Origin of the sequence: Leptospira kmetyi serovar Malaysia str. Bejo-Iso9, assembly GCF_000243735.2 — a bacterium.
GTDB lineage: Bacteria > Spirochaetota > Leptospiria > Leptospirales > Leptospiraceae > Leptospira > Leptospira kmetyi.
The window spans coordinates 645,001-668,819 of record NZ_AHMP02000003.1 but is presented as its reverse complement, the minus strand read 5'-3'; the positions used below and the strand labels follow the sequence as shown (position 1 = coordinate 668,819).

Annotated in this window: 16 protein-coding genes, 1 tRNA gene and 2 pseudogenes (1 of these 19 running past the window's edge); 5 read left to right on the top strand and 14 right to left on the bottom strand. The window is 45.4% G+C overall.

Annotated features, from left to right (window positions below):
- Positions 1 to 28 precede the first annotated feature (28 nt).
- The 4 genes from LEP1GSC052_RS05510 to LEP1GSC052_RS05495 form a co-directional block, all read right to left on the bottom strand.
- On the bottom strand, positions 29 to 3,265 hold the full coding sequence (locus LEP1GSC052_RS05510; protein ID WP_010574816.1) for an efflux RND transporter permease subunit: 3,237 nt from the start codon (positions 3,263 to 3,265) through the stop codon (positions 29 to 31).
- A gap of 13 nt (positions 3,266 to 3,278) precedes the next feature.
- On the bottom strand, positions 3,279 to 3,815 hold the full coding sequence (gene def / locus LEP1GSC052_RS05505) for a peptide deformylase (protein ID WP_010574815.1): 537 nt from the start codon (positions 3,813 to 3,815) through the stop codon (positions 3,279 to 3,281).
- A gap of 2 nt (positions 3,816 to 3,817) precedes the next feature.
- Positions 3,818 to 4,525 carry a hypothetical protein gene (locus LEP1GSC052_RS05500; RefSeq protein ID WP_010574814.1) on the bottom strand — a complete coding sequence of 236 codons (708 nt, stop codon included), beginning with the start codon at positions 4,523 to 4,525 and terminating at the stop codon, positions 3,818 to 3,820.
- A gap of 192 nt (positions 4,526 to 4,717) precedes the next feature.
- Positions 4,718 to 4,790 (bottom strand) — tRNA-Ala (locus LEP1GSC052_RS05495).
- 63 nt (positions 4,791 to 4,853) lie between these two features.
- On the opposite strand from LEP1GSC052_RS05495, the gene LEP1GSC052_RS05490 reads away from it, so the two are divergent.
- The 5 genes from LEP1GSC052_RS05490 (at position 4,854) to LEP1GSC052_RS05470 (ending at position 12,797) form a co-directional block, all read left to right on the top strand.
- The gene (locus LEP1GSC052_RS05490; protein WP_010574813.1) at positions 4,854 to 5,162 is read left to right on the top strand and encodes a hypothetical protein; all 309 of its coding nucleotides are present in this window, start codon (positions 4,854 to 4,856) and stop codon (positions 5,160 to 5,162) included.
- Positions 5,163 to 5,171: 9 nt separating this feature from the next.
- The gene (locus LEP1GSC052_RS05485; protein ID WP_010574812.1) at positions 5,172 to 7,988 is read left to right on the top strand and encodes a SpoIIE family protein phosphatase; all 2,817 of its coding nucleotides are present in this window, start codon (positions 5,172 to 5,174) and stop codon (positions 7,986 to 7,988) included.
- Complete coding sequence (locus LEP1GSC052_RS05480) at positions 7,972 to 8,301, top strand: STAS domain-containing protein (RefSeq protein ID WP_010574811.1); 330 nt, start codon at positions 7,972 to 7,974, stop codon at positions 8,299 to 8,301. Before LEP1GSC052_RS05485 ends, LEP1GSC052_RS05480 begins: the two co-directional genes overlap by 17 nt.
- 90 nt (positions 8,302 to 8,391) lie before the next feature.
- Positions 8,392 to 10,044 (top strand): acyl-CoA carboxylase subunit beta, encoded by a 1,653-nt coding sequence (locus LEP1GSC052_RS05475; protein WP_010574810.1) that lies wholly within the window; start codon positions 8,392 to 8,394, stop codon positions 10,042 to 10,044.
- A gap of 5 nt (positions 10,045 to 10,049) precedes the next feature.
- Positions 10,050 to 12,797: an ATP-binding protein gene (locus LEP1GSC052_RS05470; protein ID WP_010574809.1), complete on the top strand. Its 2,748-nt coding sequence runs from the start codon at positions 10,050 to 10,052 to the stop codon at positions 12,795 to 12,797.
- Between the two features lie 104 nt (positions 12,798 to 12,901).
- Here LEP1GSC052_RS05470 and LEP1GSC052_RS05465 read toward each other — a convergent pair whose 3' ends face one another.
- From LEP1GSC052_RS05465 to LEP1GSC052_RS05425, 10 genes and pseudogenes are all read right to left on the bottom strand, one after another.
- A complete protein-coding gene (locus tag LEP1GSC052_RS05465) occupies positions 12,902 to 13,945 on the bottom strand; it encodes a protein-glutamate methylesterase/protein-glutamine glutaminase (RefSeq protein ID WP_010574808.1) in 1,044 nt (347 codons plus the stop codon).
- Between the two features lie 3 nt (positions 13,946 to 13,948).
- Entirely contained in the window at positions 13,949 to 14,452 is a 504-nt protein-coding gene (locus tag LEP1GSC052_RS05460; protein ID WP_020985796.1) for a chemotaxis protein CheD, read from the bottom strand.
- On the bottom strand, positions 14,449 to 14,967 hold the full coding sequence (locus tag LEP1GSC052_RS05455) for a chemotaxis protein CheW (RefSeq protein ID WP_010574806.1): 519 nt from the start codon (positions 14,965 to 14,967) through the stop codon (positions 14,449 to 14,451). The genes LEP1GSC052_RS05460 and LEP1GSC052_RS05455 overlap by 4 nt, the downstream gene beginning before the upstream one ends.
- Before the next feature lie 13 nt (positions 14,968 to 14,980).
- A complete protein-coding gene (locus LEP1GSC052_RS05450) occupies positions 14,981 to 17,926 on the bottom strand; it encodes a methyl-accepting chemotaxis protein (protein WP_010574805.1) in 2,946 nt (981 codons plus the stop codon).
- Between the two features lie 50 nt (positions 17,927 to 17,976).
- Positions 17,977 to 20,157, bottom strand: a complete 2,181-nt coding sequence (locus LEP1GSC052_RS05445; RefSeq protein WP_010574804.1) for a chemotaxis protein CheA — start codon at positions 20,155 to 20,157, stop codon at positions 17,977 to 17,979.
- A gap of 2 nt (positions 20,158 to 20,159) precedes the next feature.
- The gene (locus LEP1GSC052_RS05440; RefSeq protein WP_020985668.1) at positions 20,160 to 20,552 is read right to left on the bottom strand and encodes an STAS domain-containing protein; all 393 of its coding nucleotides are present in this window, start codon (positions 20,550 to 20,552) and stop codon (positions 20,160 to 20,162) included.
- 7 nt (positions 20,553 to 20,559) lie between these two features.
- Positions 20,560 to 20,922 (bottom strand): response regulator, encoded by a 363-nt coding sequence (locus LEP1GSC052_RS05435; protein ID WP_010574802.1) that lies wholly within the window; start codon positions 20,920 to 20,922, stop codon positions 20,560 to 20,562.
- An 18-nt stretch (positions 20,923 to 20,940) separates the two neighbouring features.
- Positions 20,941 to 22,200: a hybrid sensor histidine kinase/response regulator gene (locus tag LEP1GSC052_RS05430; protein WP_010574801.1), complete on the bottom strand. Its 1,260-nt coding sequence runs from the start codon at positions 22,198 to 22,200 to the stop codon at positions 20,941 to 20,943.
- Positions 22,163 to 22,612: pseudogene (locus LEP1GSC052_RS21785) on the bottom strand (PAS domain-containing sensor histidine kinase); the annotation flags it as partial. The gene LEP1GSC052_RS05430 and the pseudogene LEP1GSC052_RS21785, both read right to left, overlap by 38 nt.
- Before the next feature lie 75 nt (positions 22,613 to 22,687).
- Positions 22,688 to 23,819, bottom strand: a pseudogene (locus LEP1GSC052_RS05425) (PAS domain-containing sensor histidine kinase); its annotated part runs 563 nt beyond the window's last position; the annotation flags it as partial.

Here is a 23,819-nt window from a genome sequence, read left to right as displayed (position 1 = left end):
AAAGAAAGCATTCAGATTTTATAATAATCTAATATCTTCCCAGGAGGCGGTTCATTCTAACCTGCGCGTTATGCACCGTCTTATATAAAACCGGAACCGCGACCAAGGTTAAAAAAGAGGAAAACGCAAGTCCCCAACCGAACGCAAGCGCCATCGGCACAAGGAACGGATCTCTTCCTCCGATTCCGTACGCGGTCGGTAATAAACCGAGAACCGTGGTCACTGTGGTAAGAACCACGGGTCTGAGACGCAACAAACCGGTTTCGATGAGAATCGAATCGATGTCTTCGTTCGGTTTTTCCATCTTCAACTGGTTCGCGAAATCGACGAGAACGATGGAATCGTTTACGACCACTCCCGCAAGACCGACGATTCCTAAGAAGGCGAGAAAGCCGAAGTATTCTCCATGAAGAACAAACGCCAAAATCACTCCGATTAACGAGAACGGAATCGAACTGACTACGATGACCGGTTGAATCAACGATCTAAAAAGAGAGGCGAGAATCATAAAGATAATGATAAACGCGACTAAAAAGGCTCTTCCCAAACTTGCGAGAGATTCTTCCGTGTCCTTGTTTTCTCCGCCGAAACGCATTCTATATCCGGGATACTTTTCGATGATTCCTTTGGAAAGTTTTGCGATTTCCGCGTTGGCCCTTCTTGTGTCCGTTTTGGTTTCATCCAAGTTGGCGGTCACCGTCAAAAGACGTTTTCCATCCAAGTGATTGATATTCGCAAAACCGGGTTCTCGAACATAAGTAATCAGCTTCGATACGGGAATGAGTTTTCCCACTTGGTTGCTGACAAAGATATTGTTCAAGGAGTCTATGGATTTTCTGACTTCTTCCGGAAATCGTACTTTGACTTCGACTTCTTCATCGGCGCGTTTAATCTTAGTCGCCACGGTTCCTTGGAACGCAGTGTTGATCGCTTGAGCGACCTTAAAGACCGAAACTCCCGCCGTGGAGGCAAGCGATTCGCTGACCTTGATTTTTACTTCGTCCTTGCCTTCGTTAAAATCGTCTCCGATGTCCGTAACACCGGGAACCTTGGCCATGACCGCTTTGTATTCTTCCCCGATCCGAATCAAACTGTCGTAGTCGTCTCCGCGGATTTCGATCGCGACCGGTTTTCCGACGGGAGGTCCGCCCGAAATTTTTTCAAAATCCAAAGCGAGGAGTTGTCCCTTAAAACGGGAGAATTCTGCCGGAAAAGAATCCAGGTTGAACGGTTTGTATTCTTCCTTTTTCTTTTCCGCTTCTTTCTTACGGGTTTCTTCCACGATCTTTACTGATTTTTCGTTCAAGAGCCAGATCGTTTTTTCTCTGACTTCGGAGATGATCGCGTCCGTCGCTCTCTTTCTGTTTTCTTCGGGAGTTAGATAAACGAGAATCTGCGCGTAGTGTTTTCCGCGTTTGGTGAACGGATCATTCGGATCTTTTTGAATGATTCCGACGCGAGTCACGTAGTTTTCGATTTCTTCTTTGGAAATTTTAGCGAGTTCGTTTTCCAATACGTGCGTAAATCGTTCCGTTTCCTGCAACGACATCCCGGTTTGTCCGGTGAGTTTGATTTGAAACACGTCCACCGATCCCGGAAAAAGTTTAAACTTTCCGGCCACCGCAAAAAGAGCAAAACTTCCGATCAACATCGCAAACAGATAAACGAAGATCTGAAGTCTATGTCTTAACGCGAACTTCAAAAGAGGAAGATAGTAGTTGACCTTGAGTTTATAAAACCAGCCGCTTTCTTCCTTGATTTCTCCCGAATGAAACTTGTGTTTATTGATATCGTATAAGTGGGAGGGAAGAATAAAAAACGCTTCCGACAACGAAGCGAGAAGCGCGATGATGACGACTAACGGAATGCTGTAGATGAACTTTCCGAAAATTCCGGTCATAAAAAGCATCGGAGCAAACGCCGCGACGGTTGTAGTCACCGTGGCCGTTACGGGATCGATCACTTCCACCGTTCCTTTCAGAGCAGCTTCGTACACGGGCATTCCTTCTTCCATGTAACGATACACGTTCTCACAGATGATGATCGCGTCGTCGACCAAGATCCCCACTACGATGATCAAACCGAACATCGAAATCAGATTCAAGGTCAATCCCAAGTAGTTCATGATGACGAACGTCGCGCCGAAAGATACGGGAATCCCGAGCGCGGTCATGAGAGCCACTCTCCAGCCTAAGAACAAAAAGAGGGAAGCGGTTACGAGAATCAAACCGCCCACGGCGTTGGATAAAAGAACACCGAGTCTTCTTCGGATATATTTGGAAAGATCGTTTACGAACGCGTATTCGAATTCGTCCTTGGAATTCTTTTTGAATTCTTCGACGACTTTCTTCGCCTCGTCCACGACTAGAATCGCGTCCGCTTTTTCCCGTTTGATAACGGTAAGAGCGATCGTTTTTCTTCCGTTGACCTTATCGAGATATTCCGCTTCCTTCAAACCTTCCGTGACATGGGCCACGTTGTCGATTCGGATCGAATTCCCGATTTCGTTGGAACGGATATGAACGCCTGAAATTTCTTTCGGAGAATCGAATTCTCCTATGGTTCTTAGGATGACTTCCTTTTGATTTCCGGCGATGTTTCCGCCCGGAAAATTTATATTACGGTTTTTTAATGCGAAAATTACGTCTTGGCTCGTGAGATAATGCGAGAACATCGCGGCCGGATTGATGTCCACCTGCATCTCCGTTTCTCTCCAGCCTCGTTTGGAGATTCTCGCAACGCCCGGAATGTCTTCCAAGGCTTGTTCCACGATTTTTGCCTGAGCTTTAAGACGTTTTTCGGCTTCCACGCTGGAATCGTCCGATTTCAGGCTGATGTCGATTTCGATCACCGGTTGTCTCGAGGTCGTGATCTCCGTAACTAAAGGATCTTCCGCTTCTTCGGGAAGGTCTTCCACTCTGTCGATCGCGGATTTGATATCGTCCACGACCTTTTGCGTATCCTTGGAATCGGGGTCCAGGGTAATCACGATTCCCGCGCGGTTTTCGATCGAAGCCGATCGAAATTCCTTGATCCCGTCCACTTCTTTGATCGCTTCTTCGAGAGGTTTTGTGACTAACTTCTCGATTTCCGCCGGAGAAGCTCCGGGGAAAACCGTTACGACGCTTACGATATCGAAGTTGATGTTGGGGAAGGCTTCGCGATTCATTCGCACCGCGGTAAAACCGCCGATCAGAATGATTAAGAAGGTGAGAAGGTTTACGAATATACTTTTAGAAAGGAAATACTCAACCAGTGATTTCATATATTTATTTTTTTTAATCTAGAATATTGTTACCGGAATCCAGGGTTTCGTTAAAGCCGAATAACTTCGTATCTTTCAGACGATCCACGTAAAGAACGCCCAAAAGATGATCGCATTCGTGTTGATAGACGACCGCTTTGTAACCGTCGATCGTTTCGTCGAAACGGTTTCCTTTTTCGTCCATCCACTGCATTCTGATCTTATTCGGTCTTTCCACATAACCCCGCATTCCAGGGACGGAAAGACAACCTTCCCAAAAACCGGAAGTGTCGTTTGTGAGAGGTGTGATGATCGGATTGAGAATGACTCTTTCCGGAACGTCCGGGGTTCCCGGATAACGTTCGTTATCCTCCGAACCGACCACGACGATCTGTTTAAGAATTCCGATCTGAGGAGCCGCAAGTCCTACGCCGTCCGCATGACGCATCGTATCGAACATATCACGGAGCAGTTTTTTGAATTCTTTGGTTTGCATCTCGTCTTCCGTGACGGGCTCCGAAACTTGACGGAGAAGCGGGTCTCCCATTCTTAAAATCTTTCTTACTGACATACTTAAAAACCAGGTTCTATCTTAAATTTTGACTTTTTTTGGACAGAAGAAATCGGAACCTCAGCAAGAATTTTCATGACTAAATTCCGTACCAAGGGTTGAACCGATTTGGAATCGCTCGCTTCGATTCTAAAAACCGGAAACCGTTCGATCGTTTCTCCGAAGTTTTGGATCTGATTCGTGATCTTACCCGAACTTTTCGTAAGAACGAGAGCGGGTAAAAAATCCGAATCCGTTAAACCGAATTGGAAACTTTTTTCCAGAGATTCGTAAAAGGAATGAAGTTCTCCCGAAAGCAAAAACCAAGGGTTCCACGGAAATCGTTCCAAGATCCAATCCACGTTTTTCGGAAGCCAAGGAAAATTCTCGTTGGATTTGGAAAGTGGGGGATTTAGAACGCAAGCCGATTCGATCGTTTGAGGATGTCTTTTTAAAAGTTCGAAAACGATTCCGGCGAACAATCCTTCTCCGACGATTTTTACCTTTCTTTTTAAGGTGAGAATTTCACGGCTCAGAGTTTCGATCCATTCTTCCCATTTGGGAAAGTCGACTTGAACGCGGTTCGTAAGAAGTTCGAAAATCCGAACGTCGTAAGAGGAAACGAACAGATCTGCGTATAACGTTCTACCCGGAAATTCAAAATCGGGAATGAGAATCAGAGGGTTCGTATTTTCGGTTTCAAACCGAGTGATTTGGATTGGATTCGGCATAGTCTATCGAAACGAGGATTTCGTTTTCTTTACCGAACATTCTTTCTACGGAACAAAAGACCATAAAAAAAGAAAGCTTTCGCCGGATTTGAAGAGTAGAATCAAGAAATGAAATTCGGAGTCGGAATGGGACAGTAAAAGAGTTTGACAGAGTGCCGAAAGTTTAAAAACTCAAGTGGCGGAAGTCGTGACTGGAGACGAGGGGAATCGAACCCCCGACCTTTTGAATGCCATTCAAACGCTCTCCCAACTGAGCTACGTCCCCGCTAAGAAATCAGGTTTTAACCGATTTCCTTGAAGTCAATACAAATAAAAGGAGTGGTTACGGATGAGTGAGTCGATCGAGGATTTACAAAAAAAACTAAAGATCCAAAACGATATTATCAAAGGATACGAAAAAGTTCTAAGACTCAACGAGCAGGAATTGGAAAACGCGGATGAAATCATACGTATGTACGAAGGCATCATTCAGTATTCCGGTAGAGAATTGAAGGATGCAAAAGAAGCTTTCGACGCGACCAACGTCGTTACGAATCTTTCCCGAGAAGAATTGATGGGAGCCTTGACTCGCATTAGAGAATTAGAAAATGCGAATAAGAAACTTCGGGAAGAATCCTTAAAGTTTCAGGCCGGCTGAACCTCTGCTTTGATCTCGAGTAAAAAACAGGATTCTCTCCTCAGACAGAGTTCTGATGGAAACCTTTACCTGGAAGACAATCCGGGTCTGACGATTGTTTTCGAATCCCTCCTCACGGAAATCATACAACTCACAACCGCTCAATTCGGTATATTCAGTTTTCGTTTAGAAGACGGAAGTCTCAAATCCATTCACGGAAATCCTCCCCCCAATGCGATCGAAGAAGCGAGACTCGTTTCCGAATTTTGTTTTAAAACGGGTCAGGACGTAAACCTCAAAAAGGGAAGCAGTCCGAGCAAATTCATTCCACCCTTGGAACAAAACTCAGTCTGTTGCGTGTTACACGTCGGAGAACTCGGAGCCTCGTCGTCGGACAATCAAAAGAAAATCTTCGGAACGATCTTTCTCGGAAGACCGAACGGAAGCGGCGGAGAATTTAGAGAATCCGATTTCGAACATTTAAGAGCGACCACTCGGATCATCTCCGATCTTTTGGAGGAATCCTTCGTTTCCGGCGAATCGTCGTTAGTCGTTCTTTCCTTAATGACCACCTCGAGAGTCGCGCTCGAATCCGTACAAATCCGTAAACAAACCGATCGTTTCGATTTTTTGTTAACCGAAATCATTCGAGTTTCGGGACTCATCAACAAGTCTCTCGATCTTTCCCAACTTTTGGAAGCGATCATGCTTTCCTCCAAATCCGTATTTCGCACCGAAGCCTGTAGCGTTCTTCTTTTGGACGATTCGAAAGAATTTCTGTACTTTCACACTGTACTCGGTGAAAAAAAGGACGAGGTTACGAAGGTCCGTGTTCCCGTCGGCAAGGGCGTCGCGGGAATGGTCGTTCAAGACAAACAACCGATGATCATCAACGACGCGATGAACGATCCGAGAGTTTATCGGGAAGTGGATAAAGCGTCTCATTTCGTTACGAGAAATATTATGGCCGCTCCTCTTTTGGTGGAAGGTCAGGTGATCGGAGTGATCGAGGCGATCAACACGATCGATCGCACTTTTTTTACGGAGGACGATCTCGAACTATTCCTAAGTTTTTCGGGAACCTCCGCGCTCGCGATCCAAAAGACCGGTCTTTTACAAAACTTAGAAGCCGCGAACAAGGATCTTCGAAAGAAAGTTTCCGAGTTGGAAAGTTTATTCGAACTTTCGCAAGTGGTTTCTTCGGCTAAGAATCAAGCCGATCTGATGAAACAATCGATTCCCGTGATCCACAGCGAAATGGACGCGAGTAAAACCGGAATTTTTCTCATCAACCGTAAGATGGGAATTCTTACTTCGATCTCATACACGTCCGAAAAGACGGTGGAAATTTTCAGAACCACGAATTATCAGGGAAGTTTTATCCATCGTTCCATCGAAGAGGAAAAAACGACCGTCAAAGAAGACATTCAAAATTTCTCATTCGATCACGACTTGGATCTGGAATATTTGAAAGGTTCTTATATCGTTCTTCCGTTGACGCATCAGGGAAGAAGCGCCTTCGGCGCGATCACGGTTTCGGATCGAGTGGATAAACTTTCCTACAACTATTCTCATCTTCGCCTTTTACAAACCTTCGCTTCTCTCATCGCGAGAGGTCACGAAACGCTCAATCTCCAAAATGAGATGATCTCGAGAAAGGCGATGCAACGTTCCTTGGAACGGGAAATCGAAATCACGAGGGAAATCCAAAAGAACATTCTACCGGAACCGAAATCGTTCCGATCCAACTTTGATTTGGGAGTTAAGTCCGTTCCCGCAAAAGAAGTTTCGGGAGACTTTTACGATTACTATCAATACCAAGACGGACAATATTCCTTTTTGGTTTCGGACGTTTCGGGAAAAAGTCTTCCCGCCGCGATCTTTATGGCGATGAGTTCCTCGATCATTCGTACGTTGGCGAGAAATCACGATCTCAATCCCGAAGACATTCTAAAACAAGGAAACGCCCTGATCTACGAAGATTCCCACAATGGAATGTTCGTAACCACATTCTTTATACATTACAATCCCGCTATATTCACTTTAGATTATGCATCCGCGGGTCACAACGATCAGGTTCTGATTCGCAAGGACGGAACCTGGGAACTCATCAAAGGTTCCGGTCCTCCGCTCGGAGTCATTACTTCCGCGAGTTACAAGGGTGGAAGTATGATCGTGGAACCCGGGGACATGGTCATTCTTTATACGGACGGAGCCATCGAAGAGAAAAACGCGAAGGACGAGGAGTTCGGTTTAGAAAGAATGATACGCGAAGTGATCGCGAGAAAACATCTTCCTTCCGCGCAGATCATCGAAGAACTTTTCAAACTCGTTCGTGAATTTTCGGGTGCGCCCGAACTTTTCGACGACTTCACCGTGATGATTCTGAAATTCAACGATGACTATCAATTCTCCAGAGAATTCGAAGCGAACACCTCGTCGATTCCTTTGTTTCGAGAATTCGTATATGAAACGATCAAGGTCAGAAACCTCGAAGAATCTCTGCGAGACGATATTCTTTTAGCCTGCGACGAAGCGGGTACGAATATCGTAATGCACGGTTATGAAAATACGGATTTGAAAAATCCAAAGTTCGAATGCAAAATACGCTTTACAGGGGACTGGATCACCATTGTATTAATTGATTCCGGGAAAGTCTTTCAGAGAAAGGAAGTTCGAGAGCCTTCGATCGAAGACAATCTAAGCGGCAAAAGAAAAGGTGGATTCGGAGTCTATCTGATCGAAAAGCTGATGGATTCGGTCGATTATTCCAGCGAAGGCGGTAAGAACGTTCTCGTTCTCAAGAAGAATTTTCAACACAAGGCTTCGAATGGAAATCACATCTGAAATAAAGAATCATTCTAAAATCATCCACTTGATCGGAAACCTGGACGTTCATAACACTCACAGAATCGAATCCGTGTTTATGGATCAGATCAAGACCGGAAATTCTCCCGTGTTGGTTTTGGATCTTTCTTCCGTGGAATTCATTTCTTCCGCAGGACTTAGAATCATCGTAGCCGCCCTTAGAATCTGTAAAGAAAGAGACGTGGAACTTAGACTGGCGGGAATCAAACCGGCCGTGAAGAAGGTTTTCGAAATCATCGATATGAATTCCATGTTTAGCATTTTTGAAACTCTGGAATCCGCTATAAAATAGTTTCTCCCGTCGATCGGGTTCGAATTTAACTTTCCCGAGAATCCTTTCTTTAAAAACTGGATATATTTCATTCCATTTAAAGGTTCTCGCATGTCCGAAGCAAAATATTCACTGGAAAATCCATTCCAATCCACGTCAGAACCTGACGTTCCTAAAACCCGTGGTCTTTATGAAGAAGCCAACGAATTAGGAAAAGATCTCCTGAGCAAACCGCTCGCAGGAGGAGGAGTCGACAGGATTCTCGTTCAACATTCGAAAGATCGAATGACCGTCTGGGAAAGAATCAAAGTTCTCACGGAACAAGAACCCAATATCCTTTATCAAAACTGGGGAAAGAGTCTCGACGGAGCTTCCCTCGTTACCGGAATCTTAAACATCAACGGTAGAGACGTTGCGATCTACGGTCACGACTTTACTTTGCGCGCCGGTTCTATGGACGCAACCAACGGAAGTAAACTTGCAAGACTGATCTACATGGCGGGAGAACACGGAATCCCCTTGATCGGAATGAACGATTCCGCAGGAGCGTACGTTCCGGCGGGTGTGGGCGGTCTCGACGGTTATAGCGAGGCGTTTACCGCTCTGAGAAAAATCAGCGGCGTAGTTCCGAGTTTGATGCTCATGTTCGGATTCAACGCGGGTGGAGGAGCTTATCTTCCGCGTCAGGGATCGTTTATGATCCAGTGCGATAACACCTTCTTCGGTCTAACCGGACCGGGCGTCGTCAAATCCGTATTAGGAGAAGATATCTCCGCGGACGATTTGGGAGGACCCAAGGTTCACGGACAAAGCGGCGTTGTCGATATCGTTACCGGAGACGAACTCGGATCTTTGAGAACCGCGCTTCGTTTACTTTCTTATCTTCCCGATAACAATCATTCCTTTGCGCCGTTCCATCCGACCTCGGATCCGACGGACAGGTTCATCTACGAAGAAGAGATTCTTTTTAAGAAAACCTTCAACTCTCCAACGGGGATGAATACTCCTTTCGACATCACTTTGTATCTTCAGAATATCTGCGATCACGGTCAGTATTTCGAAATCCAAGGACAACGTTCCAGAAACTTAGTAACCGCTTTCGGAAGAATCGGCGGTCACGTGGTCGCGTTCGTCGCCAACAACTCGGCGGTTTCCTCCGGTCAGATCGACATCAGCGCCGCTAGAAAGGGAACGAGATTTATCCGCTTCTGTAACCTCTACAACATCCCGATCGTTTTCTTGGAAGACACGACCGGATTCTTACCCGGTAAAGAACAGGAACAAAACGGAATCGTTCTCGAAGGTAGAAAACTTTTGGATTCGATCATCGACATCCGCACGCCTCGTTTAACTTTGATTATTCGAAACGCGTTCGGCGGAGCTTACGCTTGTTTCAACTCCTATCACGTGGGAGCGGACATGGTGTTCGCGCTTCCTACCGCAAGAATCGCGGTGATGGGACCCGCCGGAAAAGACTACGTCTACAAGGACGAAGTTTCCGCGATCCAAAGGGAATATCAGGAAAACGTAAAGAAGGGAATGTCCGAAAAGGAAGCGATCGTCGTCCGCGACAAAAAACTCCAAGTGCTTTCCACACAATACGAAAAGGAACTGATGAATCCGAAAGAAGCGCTTTCTCTCGGTTCCGTTTCCAGAATCGTACTTCCTGGAACCACAAGAAGTATTCTTTTCCAAAACCTGGATTATTTAATCCGACATTATAAACCGGCTCCTCTGTCCGGACCTCAAAGGGAGTTTGAGTAATCGACATGATCGACTTTCAAAACAATCGCATTCAATTTCATCAATCCAACTCCGCTTGGATTCGTTCTTTTTCACTCGAATCGATCAAATGTCTGATCGTTTGCCGCGGTCCCGTTCGTAAGGAAGCGATGGAAATTTTCGATTCGATCGGAATCAGAGAATACGGAATTCTTCTTTCCGAAAAAGACTCCGTCGTTTATCCGATGGCTCTTGCGCCGGAACTCCGAGGATTTCGTTTTCCTCACAACATTCACCGCGTTCCCGATTATATGGGAGCCGGTAAGGAAGAAAAAGTGGAGAGAATCGAACAGATCATCTCCATTGCAAAGGACAACAAATACACTCATATCTTCGCCGGTTACGGATTTATGGCGGAAGATTCCGAGTTCATCGAAGCGATCGAAAAAAGCGGCGTCGTGTTTATGGGTCCCGCTTCTTACGTTGCGAACCAAGCGGGTTCTAAAGACGCGGCGAAAAAAATCGCAAGACAACTGGACGTTTCCGTAACGCCCGGTGTGGACAATATTTCCTCTCTCGCACTTCTCGCAAAAGCTCCGGACGCGAAGGCTCTGGAAAAATTAGCGAAGGAAAAAGGAATCGATTTTACGTTCGATTCCTCCGCATCGCTTGAAATCAACGCGGAGAAGTTGTTAGAATTAGGATATTCTAAAATTATAGAACTCGTATCCATCGCGGATCTTCAAGTCGAAGCCGAAAAAGAAACGAAAAAGATTTGGGAAAAATATTCAAAAAATCGAATTCGTTTTAAATACATCGGCGGAGGCGGCGGTAAGGGACAAAGGGTCGTTTCCAAAATCGAAGAAGTCAAAGGTGCGGTCCAAGAAATTCTTTCCGAATCCAAGGTTACCGCTCCGGGAACGAACAAAAACTTTCTCATAGAACTAAACATCGAAAACACGAGACACAACGAAATCCAGCTCATCGGTAACGGAGAATGGTGTCTTGCCTTGGGCGGAAGAGATTGTTCCGTTCAGATGCACGAACAAAAACTTCTCGAACTTTCCTTAACTCAGGAACTTCTCGAAAAAGAAATCGCCGTTTGTTCGGCGACACATCCGAAAAAAGCGGAAGTTCTCAAAGGAGATCTGAAAGTTCTCCGTGAAATGGAAGAACAATCCGAACGTTTCGGAGCCGCGGTAAAACTCAACAGCGTTTCCACGTTCGAGTCCATCGTGGAAGGAACCAATCACTTCTTTATGGAAGTGAACACGAGAATTCAGGTGGAACACAGAGTTACCGAGATGGTTTATTCTCTGAAGTTTAAAAACCCGGAAAATCAAAACGAATTTTTCATAGTCGACAGTTTGATCGAGGCGATGGCTCTTCTTTCACTGCACGGCAAACGTCTTCAAAAACCGGAAAGAATTCTCCGTTATCCATCCGGTGCGGAAGTTCGTATCAACGCGACCAACAAAGCGATCCAACCGCACGCGGGCGGCGTGATCATGAACTGGTCCAAACCGCTTCCGGATGAAATCCGAGACGACCAAGGGATCAGCATCCGAAACCCGGACATGGGTTTATTCGTACATTATAAAGTAGCTGGAGCGTATGATTCGAACATCGCTCTTCTCATCTCTCACGGAGAAAACCGTACGGACAATCTCGTTCGTTTAGGAAATATTCTGAGAAAAACCGAACTCAGAGGTTACGATCTTCAAACGAACCTTTTGGTTCATTACGGTTTGATCAACTGGATTCTCGGTAAGGACGCGATGTTCAAACCTTCCACAGCGTTTATGATTTCCTATCTCGCGGGAGTGGGTGCTCTGGAAAAGATCACCAAGGACGTGGATCTCGAAATCGCTTGGAAGAAATTTATTTCCGAATCGCCTTCTCCGGAAGCGAAAAAAGTTCTCGGAAGAAAACTGACTTTGATTACGAGACCGATCGGAGAGATTCTCAAGGACGCGCACTTGGTTGCCGGTTTTATCGGTTTTCATCTGAACCGTTCTTGGAAAGTTTCCGGCTCCAAAATCGAGTGGCTTAGAAATCCGATCTTCGTTCTTTCCGATTTGTATCATTATCTGAACATGGAAGCCGATCCGAATCTTCCTCCTTCGGAGCAGATCTGGGATCACGACAACGAAATTCTTCAGAAGGCTCTTTCCTTTTATCAGGAGCTTTCCAGAAGAAGCGGAATCGCAGCGGATTCCATCGAACTCGTAAACGCGTTGAACTCCGGCAAATCGATCGGCGGAGTTGAAGCCGCGGTTCTGGCTTCCGTTCTTCAATCGCATAACGGCTTTCAGACGGGACTCGAGTTGCTGAAACTTCTTCCTTCTGCAGGTTTAAATTCAGGTTTCTACAACCTGAGCGTGGATGAAAAACTCGAAGCGGTTATCCCGGAAGAATTCAAAAAGACGGAAACAAGAGACGCGTTTATCAAGTTTTTGGCTCCGCCTCCGAAAGCAAGCTCGGACGAAATCGTGGCTCCAATGGGAGGAATGTTCTATTCCAAAGAAGCTCCGGATCTTCCTCCGATGGTCAAAGTGGGAGATCATTTCAAAGCGGGACAACCTTTGTTCATCGTGGAAGTTATGAAAATGTTCAACAAGATCTCGGCTCCTTTCAGCGGAACCGTTAAGGAGATTTTGTTAAACGACAGCGACGGAAAGATCATTTCGAAAGGACAAACGATTTTCAAGATCGTTCCGGACGAGGTGATTCATATCGAAACCGAAGCGGAAATCGCCGAAAGAAAAAAGAAAACCACGCTCAGTCTGGTTTAAAAATTCTTTCCTTTCGTTTTCGCATAACAAAAAACGACGGCGGGTCCACAATTTGGGTTCGCCGTTTTTTTTCTTTAGACCACAGAGCGCGCTGCTCCGAGCCTTTAAAAATTCTGAACCTCTTTTACGATCTTGGTCAAAGGTAGAATCGTATCCACGGCGCCTTTTAGAATCGCTTCCTTGGGCATTCCGAAAACGACACAAGTATTCTCGTCTTGTGCGATCGTAAACGCGCCGGTCTGTTTCATTCTCAAAAGTCCGTTGGAGCCGTCGTTCCCCATTCCCGTCATGATGATTCCTTTCGCGTTTTTACCCGCGACCTTAGCCACCGAATTGAAAAGAATATCCACCGAAGGTCGATGACGATTGACCAAGGGTCCGTCCAAAATACGAACGTGAAACTGAGCGCCGCTTAGATAAATTTCCATGTGTTTATTACCGGGTGCGATGTATGCCGAACCCAGTTGGATTCGATCTCCGTCCCTCGCTTCTTTCACTTGAATCTCGCAGATTTGATCCAGACGATTGGCGAACGCTTCCGTAAATTTTTCGGGCATATGTTGTACGATCACAATTCCCGGACAATGCACGTTCAATTGGGTGAGAATGAATTCCAAAGCCTGCGTGCCGCCGGTGGACGTTCCGATCGCAATCAGCTTATCCGTCGTGCTGATCTTGGAAAAATCCGCTTTCGTTTGTTTATGATTTTCAAAAAAACCGGAATCGCCGTTGTGCGACGCGTGAAATTTAATCCGCGCTTTGGAAGCGGCCTTGATCGAATCCGTAAAGAGGATTTCCGATTCCTCCAGAAAATTTTTTAAACCGACTTTAGGTTTTTCGATGATGTCGATCGCTCCGAGTTTCATCGCGAGTACGGCGGTTTCGGATTCTTTTTCGGCTAACGAGGAACAGATGATCACGGGAGTAGGCCGTTCCGACATGATCTTTTTTAAAAAGGAAATTCCGTCCATACGAGGCATTTCCACATCGAGAATAAAAACGTCCGGCCAAACCGAGGAAAGTTTTTCGGACGCAAAGATCGGATCGGACGCGAATCCTATGATTTCAATCTCCGGATCCTTGCTTAGAATTTGCGTAAGGACCTGACGAACGACGGCGGAATCGTCTACGATAAAAACGCGGATCATACGTTATGCGCTCTCGGGACGTTCCACATAAATTTCTCCGTCCCAAAGCGAAAAGAAAACCCTTCTATGGGAAAAACCTCCGAGGTCTTCGGAAGTGATCGCAAGACGATTTTTGTTCAAGAGTTCTCGAATCGAATGGATATTCTTCATTCCGATATCGCGTTCCGATTTGATCTCGAGAAGTTTTTCCTCTTCCGTCGAAAACATGGAAGCTCCTCCGAAAAGTTTGATCTGATAGTGACCGCTTCTTCCTCCGGTTTGTCCGATCTTTTCAAAAAAAAGCTGGAGCGCGTCGTCCGCGTACTTCGCGTCAAGGTTCGGACGAACGTCTCCGCTCGGCCGAGACGGTAGCATAACGTGCGCCATTCCTCCGTAAAGAAGGGAAGGGTTCCAGAAACAAATCGAAACGCAGGAACCGAGAAGGGTTCTGATTCTCAGGTTTCTTCTGCCCCAACAAAAACCTCCGGGTTGCAAAAAAAGATCCCGGATCGTATCCGGTTCCGTCATGCGTTTTCCACGAGCGCTTCGACGGGAGGACCTTCCTCGAGCGAACTCAATTCTTCCAAGTTGAGAATTTTCTCCGTGTTTAAGATGATGATAAACCCGTTCTCCTGTCTCGCCATTCCCAAAATGAAATCCACTTTGATCTTTGAACCGAATGTGGGTGCGGGTTCTATATCGTTACCCGGAATCGATACGACCTCGTTAACGGATTCGACGAGAATACCGAGATCGGTCTTTTCTTTTGCGTCTCCGTTTCTTTGCGAGTGGAGTTCGACGATGATCACGCAGGTCTTTCGATCGGGTTCTATCTTACTTTTGAAGAACTTGTGTTTTAGATCCACGACCGGAACCACGTTTCCTCTTAGATTGATCACGCCGGGAATGAACTCGGGCATCAAGGGAACGTTCGTCAAACCGGAGTATTCGATTATCTCTTTGATGTTTAATATTCCAATTCCATAACATTCTTCTCCGAGATAGAACGTAAGAAACTGGTTTTCCTCCAAAGTATTGTTCATCGTCCGCCTCTTATTAATATTTCTCGAACTTTTCGGTCGTTGAGGATAAACCAGAGTTTTCGGATTTACCCTTGTTCAAATCTTTTCGAGTCGTCGGAGTCGTTTTTAGGATTCTGCTTCCGGAAGGATCCCGATGAATCAATCCGCCTCCGTTGCTCATCCGTTTGTCCCCGTCCAAAATCTTAAAGAAAAGAACCGATTCTCTGAGTTGTTCCGCTTGTGCGTTCATCTCTTCGGAGATTGCGGCCAATTCTTCCGAAGCCGATGCGTTTTGTTGAGAAACCTGATCGAGTTGTCCCATAGCCTTGTTGATTTCGGAAACTCCCGCGGCTTGTTCGTCGCTGGCCGCAGTGATCTCCTGAACGAGATCCGCCGTTTTACGAATCGAAGGAACGATCTGAGAAATCAAATCACCCGCTCTTTCCGCGATCGCAACGCTGCTTCCGGCCAAACTGCTGATTTCATTTGCGGACTTCTGACTTCTTTCGGCGAGTTTACGAACCTCGGACGCGACAACCGCAAATCCTTTCCCATGATCCCCGGCTCTTGCGGCTTCGATCGCGGCGTTTAACGCGAGTAAGTTGGTCTGATACGCGATATCCTCGATGATGCTGATCTTCTCCGCGATCTGCTTCATCGCTTTCACCGTTTCGATCACGGAAGCTCCGCCTTCTTCCGCGTCCTTGGAGGATTTGGAAGAGATCTGTTCCGTCTGACGAGAATTTTGCGCGTTCTGATCGATGGATGCGGTCATCTCTTCCAAGGAAGAAGTCGTTTCCTCGACGCTCGCGGCTTGTTCCGATGCGCCTTGGCTGAGAGAATTCGCCGTGGACGAAACCTCAGTCGCGGACGTTACAAGACTCGAAGAACGTACGATGATATCTCCGATGATCTCGTTGAGTTTATCCATCGTGGTATTGGAATATTCTTTCAACATTCCGAAAGTTCCGTGATACTCGTTCGTTATCTTTTGGGTCAGGTTTCCTGCGGAAATTCTTTCCAAGGCTTCCACGACCTCGTTTAAACCTCGATTGCTGACCTCCAGCAATTGGTTCAAGGATTGGCTTAGATTGAGAAAAAATCCGCTCTTGGAATCCAAAGAAATTCGAGTCGTAAAGTTTCCTTTTGCGGCCGCGTTTACGATTCCTTCCACCTCGTCCTGAACGGCGAGTTCGTTCGTTACGTCCGACCATTCCACAACCGAACCAAGTCGTTTTCCACCTGCGTCCAAAATCGGATTGGCGATGAGATTGAACGTTCTTCCTCCGATTTTAATCGTAGCCTTGTGAATTCCGGTAAAACTACTCAAAACTCCTCTTTGATGCGCGGGGTTTTTGTGAAACTGATCGATATTCGATCCGAGCAACGTCTTGAGATTGAAATGCGCAAACTGTCTTTTGATATCGGATTCACCGTTCTCGAGCATCTGAACGACGGCCTTATTCATATAACGAATATTGAATTCGTTATCGGCGATCATGATGTTGGTCGAAGTGCTGTCCAAGGCGACCTTAACCCGGATCAATTCTTCGTTTTCGATTTTTCTTTGTTCGAGAATTTTGTTTTGTTCCGTTACGTCGCTCCATTCCACCACGGAGCCCAAACGTTCTCCGTTTTCGTCGATGATGGGATTTGCGATCAAATCGAAGGTCCTTCCTCCGATCGTGATCGAAGAACGGAAAGTGTCCGACAATTTATCCAATAGTCCTCTTTGGTGCGCTGGATTTTTATGAAAGGTGTCGATGTTCGTTCCGATCAACGCGCTCGGATTGAAAGATGCGAACTGTTTTTTGATATCCGTTTCCGCGAGATGAAACATGGAACGAATCGATTTGTTCATATACACGATGTTCAGATTCCGGTCCGCCATCATGATGTTCGTGGTCACGTTGTCCAAGGCCACTTTAACGCGTGTCAGTTCCTCGTTCTCGAACTTTCTTTGTTTTTGGATTTTATTCTGTTCCGTGACATCGTTCCATTCGACGACCGTGCCGAGTTTGTTTCCCTTTACGTCCGTGATCGGATTTGCGATCAGATCGAAATCACGACCTCCGATCGAGATCGAGGATTGAAAGGTTCCGCTGAGCTGATTCAAAAGCCCTCTTTGATGCGCTGGATTTTTATGAAAGGTATCGATGTTGGTTCCCATCAGACTTCCGAGATTGAAGTTGGTGAGTTGTTTTTTGATGTCCGTTTCCGCTTTCCCGAACATTTCCCGAATCGCTTTGTTCATATAGACGATGTCGAAATTCCGGTCCGCCATCATGATATTCGTTGTGACGTTGTCCACGGCGGTTCTCATTCTCAAAAATTCCCTTTCCAAATTGAGAATGGTACTTTGACTGTTTCTACTAAACCACCAGAGCATTCCTATCAGAAGAATCGAAACTCCCGTATATTCTAAAATTGTAATTAAGAACGGATTGTCCGCGTTCGTGGGAACGGCCGCGACCGAAGCCGATTCCGCGGATTTCAATAGTTCTTTGTAGATTTCCGTTCTGGCTTGTCTAAAGTCCGAAAATTCTCCGAAGAATGGAGATTTTAAAAGAAGAGGGGAATCTTTTTTTAAATCCTTAGAAGCCGAGATTCTCTCCTTCAAGTCCTCCAAGGAAGAAAAAAGAGAAGCGATCTTCTTATCGAACTTTCGGATCGAAGCGTCTTCTTTTTGTTCCGAATCGGCGAGATTCGATTTCAGATTTTTTAGATTCGTTTCGATTTTATCGAGATCGTCGATTAGGGATTCCTTTTCCTTTCCCAGAGAAAGATGAAGGGAGAATTCCGAAAAAGATTCCTCCGTCTTCAAGAAAGATTCACCGGATCGTCGCAGGGACTCCAAACGTTCTCCGGAATTCGTTCCCGAAACGGGAGCAAAACTCCGAAAATTTTGAATCGATAAAAAAACGAATCCGTTTATGGTGATGGCGAGTCCGATCCAAATTCCTAAGTTTTTTCGAAACATCTGTTTTCTCCATATTCAAAATCTGTAAAATAATTCCGTATTTCTAATCCCTAACCCGTCTTAGCGGTAAGCTCCCTGTTCTTATTTTGTTCCTGATCTCGGATCGAATTATACAATCCCGGAACGTCGAGTATAAACGCGATTTCACCGCTTCCCAAGATCGAGGTGCCGCTGAAACATTTGATATTTTTGAAAATTTCCGCCATCGGACGGATCACGGATTGAACCTCTCCGTGAAGATCGTTCACTACGATCCCGAAGGACTTGTCTTCGTATTCTAATATCAGAATATTCTCTTTTTCGAATGCGGATCTTTCCAAAACCAAAAATTCGGAAAGATGAAGCACTGGTAGAAGTTCGCCGCGTAGATTCATGGTTCCGGCCGAAGAACCGTTCAATACGACCTTGGATTCCACCGTTTCGCGCACCATCTGCATCGGAACGATAAAGTAAAGACCGGAAGCCTTAACCAAAAAACCGTCTATGATCGCAAGAGTCAGAGGCAAACGAATTTGAAAGGAACTACCTTGATCCTTTACCGTTTGAATCTGAACGGTTCCGCGCAGGGATTCTATGTTACGAAGAACCACGTCCATACCGACGCCCCGGCCGGATAGATTGGTGACTTGTTCGGCGGTCGAAAATCCGGGCTGAAAGATCAGGGAATAAATTTCGGATTCGGATAGATTCTGATCTCGTCCGATCAGTCCCTTTGCAATCGCCTTTTCGACGATCTTCTCCGCGTCCAAACCCTTTCCGTCGTCTTGGATCACGATCAATATACTTCCCGTGCCGTGACTTGCTTGGATTTGTAATTTCCCCGTGGCGGGTTTTCCTTTTTGAATTCTTTCCTCCGCCGTTTCGATTCCATGATCGAGTGCGTTTCTAAGAATGTGAACGATCGGGTCCGCGATTTTTTCGATCACGGATCGATCGAGTTCGGTTTCTCCGCCGATGATCTCCAGTTCCACTTGTTTGTTGAGTTCTTTGGAAAGATCGCGAACGACCCGTTTGTATTTTTCAAAAAGATCCGCGATCGGCACCATACGAAGACTGAGAGCGAACTCGCGAATCTCGCTGACAAGACGATACAAGGATTCCGAACTTTCGATCAGCTGAGTGTCTTCCGTTTCTCCGATTCTTCTGCTGAGATTCGCTTCTTGTGTGATCAATTCTCCCACAAGAGCGATTAACGTGTCGATCTTGGAAGAATCGACTCGTAAGGTTTTGGTTTGCATCTTGAGGGTTTCGGATTCTTTTCCATTCTCCGTAAGGGAAGAAGAACCGGAAGGCGAGGCGCCCGAGTCGATCACGGAACTCGAATTTTCTTCGGATACGAGCCCGTCGGATTTATTTCTTAATTTTTCGATTTCCTCTTCGTTTAACGATTTTTGAATCTCGAGCGCGTTTAAATAAACCTCCTTGCCCAATGGAAAGTTATCGCAATTCTCCGCAAAAAAACTTAAGGCGCATCGCGGAGGGAGAATCTTTAGATAACTTCCTTCTTTGACAAACTCAAACGTGGAATGAATTTCGTTTCCGTCCGAAGAGGATTCGTAGGAAATTTCAAACCCGAGATACGATAACTCCGGATTAAAACTTTCCCAATCGGGAATCGAATCGGGATATACGAAAAGATGTCTGATCTTTCCGGATTGGGATAAGTATTTGATGAACGTATAAGGATCCATTCCCGATTCGAAAAGATGCGGATTCGGAACTAGGGTGATCTGCCAATACGCGGAACTGGAAGGAAGGCTAAAGCCCGACGATATCGTATTCTTTTTGGATTCGCCATTCTTCCCCGAATCCGAAGTTGTTTGTGTTCTCTCCGCGGAGGTTTCGGAAAGAAGTTTTTTCACGAGTTGAATCAGCTCGGCTTGTCTATGAGAAGTTTTAGAATCGAGCACGAGGGTATCGCCCACGATTCCCACAAGATGACGGATATGATCGCAGGCTAAAAAAAGAAATTCGATTCCTTCTTTGGTCAGGTTTTGTTTACCGGAACGGATCCGATCCAAAAACGTTTCCACATCGTGCGTAAACGTTTCGATCGGTTCGTAACCGAACATCCCGGAAGTTCCTTTGATCGTGTGAATCGCACGAAACACCGAATGAATTCCCTCGGTGTTTCCGGAATCCTTTTCCAAAATCAAAAGATTGGATTCCATAGAAGAAAGCAATTCTTCGGATTCGGATATAAACGTGTCCCTGACTTCGGAAAGATCCATCTTTAGTCCTTATTCATACCGTATTGAAACGAAAATTCTTCGCGTTCTTCTTTGGAAAGTTTGATCTTATCTCTCAAGAATCCAGTCAGTCCGAAAAGATCGATCAATCGAAGAACGCTGTGACTGTGATTTACGAAACGTACGTTCGCGTCCTTTCGTTTGGCTTCCTTCTTGAGAGCGAGCAAAATCTGAAGACAAGAAGTGTCCATCTTCGCGATTTTCCAAAGATCGATTTCCAAAAAAAAGGGAGACTCTTTCATTACGCCGTCGAGCTTCTCCTTGAATTCGGAGGCTTCGTAGATCGTCAGCTCGCCTTCGACGGTTACTTTCAAACCGGATTTCGAAGAATCCTTCGATTCGTATATTGCCGGATTTGTATATAATAAAAATGACATATAGTTATCAAGGGAGAAGTTTGTGGATCGTTTGCACCAATTCTTCCGGCGAGAACGGTTTCGTCAACCAGGCCCGCGCGCCCGCGGCCAAACCTTCGCTTTTTACTTCTTCCTGGGATTCAGTGGTGAGCATGATGATCGGAGTAAACTTATTCTTCGGATCTTTTTTGATCTCCTTTACGAAAGTGATCCCGTCCATGTTCGGCATATTCATATCGCTTACGATCAAATCCACCTTATCGCCTCGGAGTTTATCCAATCCGTCCTGACCGTCCACGGCCTCGAGTATGTCGAAATCGGAATTGCTCAGATGCAGGTTCAGAATTTTTCTAAAAACCGCCGAGTCGTCCACGATGAGAATTCGTTTCATTCTTTACTTTCTCCTTTGTCAAACCAGTGGGATAAAAATTTCCGCGAGAACGCAAAGACTCACGTCCTCGGAAGTATGATCGTTCGCGTTGTGTATGAAAAAAAGACCGTGATGTTTACGGACGATATGATCCACCGCGGTAAGCCCGAGACCAAGACCGAACTTTTCCAGATGACTTACGTTTTCCACGGGAGGATAGATTCGGAAAAAAGGTTGGATCACGAGTTGTTCGAACTTTTCCGGAATTCCGCCGTACGGTTTCACATCCACTCGATTCTTAAACGTGATACAAAAATAACTTTGGTTTATGTTCGTAAAAATTTCGATGGGAGAATTGGACGAACAATACTTGAACGCGTTTAAAAAAAGTTCCTCCATCGCCAGATACAAAAGGGAAAGGTTTACGTTTATCTTATATTCTCTTTTTAGAACGGGAAGGTTTACCGAAACCTTTTTCGAATTCATAAAAGAATTCAGACTTTCGGGCAGTTCCTTGATTTTTTCGAGAACTTCCTTGGAAGAAACGACCGAAGGTTCGAAATCCTGATCGATCAGATTCAAAAGTTTTTCCAAACCGAGGAGCATGTTTTTGGTGATCCGATTGTTCGTGAGAAGTAGATCCAAGACTTCCTTGTCCACCTTGTAATAGTTTCCTTCTTGGATTTTAACGGAATCGATCATATCCAAAAGACTCGTCATCGCTCCGATCCCGCTTCCTTGGGAAAGGGAAGTTTTCAAACTGTGAATCGAAGTTTTTTCAAACGATTCGCTATCGGATTTCCGGATCGTTTCCTTATAAGTAAGCCATTCGAGTTGACTTCTCAATTTTTGACCTTCGATCTCGGCGAGATTGTCCTCCATGTTTTTGAGATAACAATAGTTCAAAGCCTTCTGAAGAACCTTGAGAAAAATTTCGGGGTAAATCGGTTTGATGATGTAGTCGAACACTCCGAGTTTCATGATCTCGATGATCTTCTCGTTGCTGTCGATCGCCGTTTGAACGAGAACCACCGCGTTCGGATAAATTTCTTTGAGTTTTACGAGAAACGAGCCCCCGTCCATCACGGGCATCATAAGATCCAAAATAATAACCGAATATTTGCGATCCCCGATGAGTTGCATGGCTTCGGCTCCGTTAGCCGCAACCTCGTGTTTTACGCCGAGCTCGTCGCATAAGCTTTCGAGAAGAATGCTGTTCTCTTGTTTATCCTCGACGATCAGAATCGGATCGTTCGGAATTCTATGAAGAGTATTCTTCTTTTTCAGTTCGATCTCCAAGATATATCTCCTTCTCAATTTCGATTAAAATCGATTTCAACTTATCTAAGGAAAACGGGTTCTGGATCGTATAATCCGGGAAGAAAGGAAGCAAATCTTCCTGAAACGGAAGCGGAATATCCGCGGTTTCCAAAAGGACGAGATGTCTGAACTTAGGATCCCCGTTCAATAAGGTTCTCAAGGACCTGACAACCGCCGTTTCTTCCAAGAGCAGACGTGTATCATATAGCAGTATTTTATGAGAATCGAGGCTTTTTTGTGAAATTTTGGAAAAATCTTTCACGGTACGGAGCGCAATGAACTCTTGTGCGTTATGTATGAAATATCTTTCAATCGCTCTATCATAAATTCGATCCTGAATCGCAAGGAGAAGCGATAGAGACTTAAGTTCAGAAGGATATAAGGATTCTTGCATGGAAGCGTTCGAAGTCGAATTTCGACTCGAGGCCGACGATAACGAAACGTCGTTCTTCGATTGAAAAGGGGAGAATGGAATAAAAACGCTGAACTTGCTACCGCGCCCGAGTTCGCTCTCCACTTCGATGGAACCGTGATGCGCTTCGACGATCTTTTTAACGATCGGAAGTCCGAGTCCGCTTCCCTCATACGCGCCTCTGTCTTCTCTCTTTACTTGATAAAAGGTTTCGAAAATATTCGGAATCTCTTCGGGAGGAATTCCGATTCCCGAATCGCGAACTCCGAGAAGAAACCGATCCTCCAATCTTTCCAGTCGGATTAAAATTTCTCCGGAAGAATCGGTGAACTTGATCGCGTTGCCGAGCAAGTTGAGAATCACTTGTCGAATTCGTTTCGGATCCGCTTTGATCTCGAAGTCGGCTCCTTCGGGAAAAAACTCGAACGTCATTCCGATCTTTTTTGTGATCGCCTGCCCGAGAATCATTTCGATCGAAGTGGATGTCAGTTCCTTAAGATCGAAATCCGATTCGTTCAACACCAATTTACCGGCTTCGATTCGGGAAACGTCCAGAATATCGTTGATGATATTCAAAAGGTGAACTCCCGAATGAAAGATCAGATCCTTATACTTGTTTTCCTTTTCCATGTCATCGGGGAGTTGCATCAGTCTTGAAAATCCGATGATGGAATTGAGCGGAGTTCTAAGTTCGTGGCTCATGTTCGCCAAAAATTCCGACTTGGCTTTGTTCGCTTTTTCCGCCATTTCCTTTTGAAGATTGAGTTCTTCCGTCCTTTGATCCACGAGGACCTCGAGTTTTTCCCTATGAACTTTCAATTCTTCTAATATGTTTTTTCTTTCTAAAAATACGCTGATCAGATCCACGAAAGTACGAATCGTAAAAATTTCCTCTTTGACGATTTTTGTCGTTTTGAAATTTTCGAAACCCGCGAACCCGAACCATTCGTTCGAAACAAAAAGAGGGATCAAGGTAACGGAACGGATTTCTCTTTGTGCGAAAAAAAGTTTTTCGTTTTCGGGAAATTCTCCCACGTTTCCCTGTAGATAACCGCCCGATGAAAAAATCTTATTCCAACGCGCGTATTGATCCTGATACGATATGGATTTCGTCATCGGGATTTTAGACGTATCCAAAGAAGGATCTCCAACTTCAAGATAGAGTTCCGCGGAACTTGCGTTTTCG